The sequence below is a fragment of the uncultured Campylobacter sp. genome (genome assembly GCF_938045225.1).
In the GTDB taxonomy this organism is placed as follows: domain Bacteria; phylum Campylobacterota; class Campylobacteria; order Campylobacterales; family Campylobacteraceae; genus Campylobacter_A.
Genome location: NZ_CALINL010000008.1, coordinates 26,131 through 32,297 on the forward strand (window position 1 = coordinate 26,131; position 6,167 = coordinate 32,297).

General features: G+C 43.3%; 8 protein-coding genes. 1 reads left to right on the plus strand and 7 read right to left on the minus strand.

The window, feature by feature from the left end:
- The gene (gene tilS, locus Q0200_RS00410) at positions 1–987 is read left to right on the plus strand and encodes a tRNA lysidine(34) synthetase TilS (RefSeq protein ID WP_297936526.1); all 987 of its coding nucleotides are present in this window, start codon (positions 1–3) and stop codon (positions 985–987) included.
- Between the two features lie 334 nt (positions 988–1,321).
- Here tilS and Q0200_RS00415 read toward each other — a convergent pair whose 3' ends face one another.
- Genes Q0200_RS00415 through Q0200_RS00445 form a run of 7 tightly spaced genes read right to left on the minus strand, consistent with a single transcriptional unit; the run spans position 1,322 to position 6,034 of the window.
- On the minus strand, positions 1,322–1,849 hold the full coding sequence (locus Q0200_RS00415; protein WP_297936528.1) for a hypothetical protein: 528 nt from the start codon (positions 1,847–1,849) through the stop codon (positions 1,322–1,324).
- Positions 1,842–2,366 (minus strand): hypothetical protein, encoded by a 525-nt coding sequence (locus Q0200_RS00420; RefSeq protein WP_297936530.1) that lies wholly within the window; start codon positions 2,364–2,366, stop codon positions 1,842–1,844. Before Q0200_RS00420 ends, Q0200_RS00415 begins: the two co-directional genes overlap by 8 nt.
- Positions 2,359–3,360: a hypothetical protein gene (locus Q0200_RS00425; protein ID WP_297936532.1), complete on the minus strand. Its 1,002-nt coding sequence runs from the start codon at positions 3,358–3,360 to the stop codon at positions 2,359–2,361. Before Q0200_RS00425 ends, Q0200_RS00420 begins: the two co-directional genes overlap by 8 nt.
- Positions 3,361–3,416: 56 nt before the next feature.
- Positions 3,417–3,869 (minus strand): hypothetical protein, encoded by a 453-nt coding sequence (locus tag Q0200_RS00430; protein ID WP_002949984.1) that lies wholly within the window; start codon positions 3,867–3,869, stop codon positions 3,417–3,419.
- Positions 3,866–4,492 carry a lysophospholipid acyltransferase family protein gene (locus tag Q0200_RS00435; protein ID WP_366118025.1) on the minus strand — a complete coding sequence of 209 codons (627 nt, stop codon included), beginning with the start codon at positions 4,490–4,492 and terminating at the stop codon, positions 3,866–3,868. The genes Q0200_RS00430 and Q0200_RS00435 overlap by 4 nt, the downstream gene beginning before the upstream one ends.
- Positions 4,482–5,795 carry a tRNA (N6-isopentenyl adenosine(37)-C2)-methylthiotransferase MiaB gene (gene miaB, locus Q0200_RS00440; RefSeq protein ID WP_297936538.1) on the minus strand — a complete coding sequence of 438 codons (1,314 nt, stop codon included), beginning with the start codon at positions 5,793–5,795 and terminating at the stop codon, positions 4,482–4,484. The genes Q0200_RS00435 and miaB overlap by 11 nt, the downstream gene beginning before the upstream one ends.
- Positions 5,792–6,034 (minus strand): HP0268 family nuclease, encoded by a 243-nt coding sequence (locus Q0200_RS00445; protein WP_122873392.1) that lies wholly within the window; start codon positions 6,032–6,034, stop codon positions 5,792–5,794. Before Q0200_RS00445 ends, miaB begins: the two co-directional genes overlap by 4 nt.
- Positions 6,035–6,167: the final 133 nt, after the last annotated feature.

The window sequence follows — 6,167 nt, forward strand, 5'->3', positions numbered from 1 at the left end:
ATGCTAAGCGCGCCCGTTTTACATAAGCTAAAATCGGGGCGAAATTTACTTGCATTTTCGCACGGCGTCGATAGCACGGCGCTTTTTTACCTTCTGGACGAGGCGGGCGTGAAATTTGACCTTGCGATCGTGGACTATAACATCCGCGCGCAGAGCAAGGACGAAGTCGCGTCGGCGCGGCAGCTTGCGACTAAATTTAACAAACAAATCTACGTAAAAAGCGTGCGACTGGGCGAGTCAAATTTTGAGCACGAGGCTCGTGCGGCTAGATATGATTTTTTCGCCGAGATTTGCCGCGAGCAGGGATATGAAAATTTGATCTTAGCGCATCAGTTTGACGATAAATTCGAGTGGTTTTTGATGCAGCTTGGGCGCGGCGCGGGGCTTAGCGAGCTGCTTGGCATGCAGGAGCTTGAAGCTCGCGAGAAGTACGTGATCGCTCGTCCGCTTCTAGGCGTGCGAAAGTGCGAGCTGGAGCGGTTTTTGCGTGAGCAAAACCTAAAATACTTCACCGACGAGACGAATTTAACGGACCGGTTTAAACGAGGCTTTATTCGCGCTAAATTTAGCGAGCCGTTTTTAAACGAGTACTTTAGCGGCGTGAAAAAAAGCTTTGAGTTTTTGACGGCTGACGCGTTAAGCTTAACTCCCGAAATTTCTAATCCAGCGCCTAAAATTTATCTCGTAAAACGCGGCGCAAATGAGATTCGCGGCGCGGATCAGGCGTGCAAGCGGCTAGGGCTCGTACTAAGCTCGGCGCAGCGAAACGAATGCTCTCGCTGCCTAGAAAAGGGCGCTCGCTGCGTGCTAGGCGGCAAGGTTGCCGTGGGTGCGGGCAAATATTTTATTTTCGTAACGCCATATATCAAAGCGGCTATGGAAAAGAAATTTAAAGAAGCGTGCAGGCAGCTCGCCATCCCGCCGATAAACCGCGGATTTTTATTTTCCGCGGGCGCGGATCTGTCTAAATTTAAAGAGTTTTTGTAGGCTTTGGCTTATAATCGCTACTAAAATGGCTAAAATTTAAGATCAAAAATAAAGCGAACTCGATTTTAAATGCGTTTTTCTTTGCCGCCTTTATACAAAAACTCGCGCATCAAAATCTAAATTTGCCATAAATTAGAACCTGATTGTAAACGAATCAAAAGAGTGATTAAATTTGGTGATTTGGTGCGATTAAATCTAGTCGAATTTGCGTACGCGTTTTTAAAATCGATCGTCGCAAGTTTTGTTAGCTCTAAAAGTTCTATTTTTATAGAGCATTTTTTATCTTTATTTAAATTTTAAAGATTATACAAAAAGCCGAGATAAAAACTTTGATTTATCTTAAGCTGTAAATTTTGACGCCAAAGGTTGCGTCGATCTTTTCGGTATCTTTGCGCATTTTGATCGGAAAGCCGATTTTGACGATATTTTCATAGCTTTGAAGCGCATCTATAAACTCATAAAATTTAGCAGGCGTTTTCATGGAGCCGGTTACGGTTAGTCCGTATACAGAGATTTCGCCGTTTTTTATAACCTCTTTTACTTCGCTTAGATTTACGTTTGAGAAATATTTTGATGCAAATTGAGTAAATTTATCCGCGTCAAATTTGTTTTCAAGCGCGTCTAACTGGGCTTTGTCGCTTTGTTTTATCTCGTCTAGGGCTTTTGATTTGGCGTCGTAGAGCCTTTGTGTTTGTGCGCTTGCGGCTATTTGCATGCGGCTTTCGTATTTGACCTGCTTGTACTCTTTGATACTAGGCACTAAAAATACAAATATCATCATTAAGCAGGCGACTATGAAAACAAGTACATAGATGAGCAGTTTTGTAATGTCGATATTTTGTAGGCTTCTATCTTTACTCATTTTTACCTTCTAAGCTGTCGGTTTTGTTTGTGCTAATGAAGTTTAGCCAGCCGCTATCTAACTGATAAAAAGAGGTATTTGACGTGCTAAAAATCGACTTTAACGGCGTTGCGAGCAGCATGTTATAAACGTCGCGGCTAGGCGTAGTGCCTTTTATGACTAGCGAGTTTTTGTCCATCGATATCTCGTGTAGCGTAATGCTTGAAGGCACTAGATCTAGCAGATTACGTACGCTTTGCTTTAAGACGGCGTTTGAAGCCGCGATCTCGTTTGCGTTATCTCTTCTTTGCTTTAAAAGCGCAGTTAGCTCGTCGATTTGCTTGATCTGACCTTGTGTTTGCTCTTGTTTTTGTTTTAAGACTTGTGTTTGGTTTCGTAGTGAATTGCTTTTTAACTCGACAAAGAAATTCGCCGCAGCAAAAAGCAACACGATTATAGCTATAAAAAGTAGCCAAATTTTACTAAAAAGGTTAAAAATCGGTTTTCTCTGAGGTTTTATAAAGCTATAACTAGTCATTTTCCAACTCTTTTTTCATTAGCTCGGTCATCGTTTTTAGCGTATCGACGGGATAAACGGTGGTCTTTACTAAGAGTTCGTTTTCTAGATAGTGTAAAAACGTAGCGCTCGTCCTCTCCGTAGCGTCAAATATCACGACGTTTTCGATAAAATCGCCCTCATAAAGCGGATTTGAATAAAATTCTTTAAGCGCCAGCGATATATACCGGTACATACTCATATCGCGCCCAAATATCGATACCGAGGCGGTTACATCGATGGATTCTGGCATATTTATATCGTAGTCGAGGTCGGCAAACTCCTCTTGGCTATCGCCGGTCTTTAACATATCGTCTAAATTTTCTAGACCGTCCATGTTGTTAAAGCTTTCGTCTACATTCGTGATAAAATCATCTATCTCGTCGCTGTTTTCTTTATCAAATTCGACGTTCTCGTCGCTGTCGTCCTCATCTAGCTTACAAACCGTGGCGTATTTTGCGCCGTTACCCGATGTAATGCAGATGGCGAAAATTTCTTTGCAGGCATAAATAAAAAGCGTTTTTGCGGTTGGTAAATTTAGTTTTTCGATCTCTTTTTGGATTAGTATAATAGGCGAGTAAAGCACATCAACGTCGATGTTGCCAAATTTACTCTCGGCGGCTTTAACGTCTGAAAGTTTTGCATAGATCAGCCAATTTTTAGCAGGATTTATGCAGGTTATCTCTTTTGTCTTTATGCCTAATTTTTCGAGATTTTCGGCATTTTTAGCTTCAAACGCTCCTTGTTCGAGCGCGTCGAAAAACAGCGAAATATAAACCCATTTATACTCTTTTTGTAGATTTTTTAGATACTCTTTTATTCTGTCTGAGATTTTGCCGGACTCATCTAGGTCAAATTCGTTTTTTATCGTTTTGATCGGAGTTGCACCCTTGTATGCCTCGCCGTAAAATATGCATTTTTTAGACTGGATAACGGCGCTAAGATATAAAACGCTAAAAAAACGACGTATCAGCAAAGATTTCTCCTAAAAATTACGATGCGTTATAATACCCAAAAAGCCATAAAATAGAGTTAAAACAGCTCTTTTTGTAGGGTTAAAAATTTATCTTTTATTCGTTTTGCTTCTTCTTGCAGGTCCGAGTCCGTCAAATTTGACGGCTTAAGCTCTGCATAGTCGCTCACGGCGATGTCGCACATCATGCGAATTTTGTCTAAATTTACTTTGCTTACCTTGCCTGATTTGCTGATTTTTTGGATATTTTCTAGGTAGCCGTTTGAGCGAGCGATGTAGAGGGCGTATTTTTGCGAGATCTCGCTTTGCACCATCACAGTGTGGGCTAGTTTGTTGTAAATGTCTTTATGGTAGGCTGATTTTGAGAGCTTATAGGCGGTTTCATAGTCGCCCATTTCGTAGTAAAATTTGGCTCCAAGCGCGTTTTTGTAAGACGGACTAAGCGTGACAAATGAGACAAAAATAGCCGCCAAAAGTGCTCCGATAATTAAAATAACGGTCTTTGAGCTCATTTTTCCATCTCCTTTTTTATCTGCTCTCTTGCGCTTTCTAGCTCCATGCCTGTCACGCTAAAAGGCGGCGAGAGAGTATAAGAAATCTCGCTAAAAGGCTTTGGGATTATCATTTTATCCCAGCTTTTTAGCTGCCAAAATTTACTCGCTTCGTAGTTTAAAATTTGTATCGGCGCATTTTGCTTTTGCGCTATGACGACTGCTCCGTCGGCGACGCTGTGATAGGGGCCGCGCGGACCGTCTGGGGGGATGATGACGTCGGTGCCGCTTTTTAGCTCTCTAAAGCTTTGTGCGAGGGCCTTTACTGCGCCTTTTGAGCTACTGCCCCTGATCGCACCGATACCGAAAAACGAAATCACGCGCGCGATGATCTCACCGTCTTTGTGGTCGCTTATTATGACTTTGGCGCGTCTTTGCGGATTTTGGCCGTTTTTCCACCAGTGCACGTAGGCAAAGCTCATCAGTGCAAGCCTGCCGTGCCAAAATAGCACGACGCAGGGCTCGTTTGTCAAATTTGTCTTAGAAAAGCTCTTTTTGCAGGTTAAAAATATAATCCAAATAAAAAAATAGATAATGCGCGGGGCTAAATTTATAAAAACGCTTCGTTTAAATTTAGCCCACAAGCTCACCGTAAAGCACCATTCTCTTTGGATCGTTCACGCGCACTTTTAGCGTTTTGCCTAGCAGCTCTTCGCTACCTGCGACTTGAACGAGGAAGTTGTTAAAGCTCCTGCCGGCGACGCCGCCGTTTGCGCGAAGCTCCTCGAAATATACGTCAAAAATTTTGTCTTTTTGCGCCGCGACGATTTCGTCTAAAATCTCGTTGTGGCGGCTTTGTAGGCGGGTTAGGCGAGCGCTTGCGACGGCTTCGTCGATTTGGTTTGTAAACTCCGCCGCCTTAGTCATCGGGCGAGGCGAATACTTAAAGCTAAAAATTTGCTCGAAGCGTACTTTTTCCAGCACATCCATCGTGTCCTCAAACTCCTCTTCGCTCTCGCCAGGAAACGCCACGATAATGTCGGTCGAAATGCTAACATCAGGACACATCGCGCGCAGTCTAGCGGCCCTGTCTAAGAACCACTCTTTGGTGTAGCCGCGCTTCATCTCGCGTAGGACTTTGGTGTTTCCGCTTTGAAGCGGCATGTGCATGGATTTGCAAATTTTGGGATTTTGGCTAAAGATTTCTAAAAATTTATCGTCCATATGGAGCGGATGCGGGCTGGTAAATCGTATGCGCTCGACGCCCTCTATCTCGCTGATTTTTACGAGCAGGTCGCTAAAGTCGATCTTCTCGTGTGCGCCTGAAAATCTCTTGCCGTAGTTGTTTACGTTTTGCCCGAGCAAGAAAATTTCCTTCGCTCCGCCCTCGGCGGCTTTTTTTACTTCGCGTAGGATCAAATTTGCAGGGATCGAGATCTCGTCGCCTCTGGTGTGCGGAACGATGCAGTAGGTGCATTTTTTATCGCAGCCGATCGAGATATTTATGTGGCTTTTATACGGCGAGCCTCGAAATTCGCCGAATGCATACTCGCTCTCGTCGTGATTTATGTCGGTGCTGATAAATTTAGGCGTCTTAACGGCGGCTGAAATTTTGCTGACGTTTCGTGCACCGAGTACGAAATCCACGTAAGGCGCACGTTTAAAAATTTCGCTTCCCAGATGGCTTGCCGTGCAACCGCAAACGCCGATTTTAGCGCCCGCTTTTTTTACTTTTTCAAAGCCGCCGACCTCGCTAAAAAGCTTATGTACGGGCTTTTCGCGCACCGAGCAGGTGTTGATGAGGATGAGGTCGGCCTCGGAGATATCGTCCGTTAAATCGTAATTTTCCTTTTCTTTTAGTTCGGCGACGATATGCTCGCTGTCGCGGACGTTCATAGCGCATCCTAGCGTTTGGATAAATACCTTTTTGCTCAAAACTCGCCTTATAAAATATGCACTTCGTACATGTAGTCGTTTTCGTCTAGGCCGTAGCGAACGGTGCGGTGATAGACGCTAAGGCCTTTTTCCTCGAAAAATTCAACCAAAGCGATGAGTTGTTTATGGCTGTTTTCTCTGTCGAAATAGAAAATTTGTTGCGGATCTTTGGCAAATGCCGCTTCGATTTTTTCAAGAGAGATCGTTTTTGGTTTGGCGTCAAGTTGCGTTCTAGCGAGTTTTAGCTCCATTTTTAATCCTTTGAAATCTTTAATTTAATCTGTGAATATAGCAAAAACATCTTAAAAAACGCATTAAACTTCTTAAAAGTATAAAGCTTGTATAATACCCCTCTAACTCAAAAATTCCCCCAAATTTAAATAA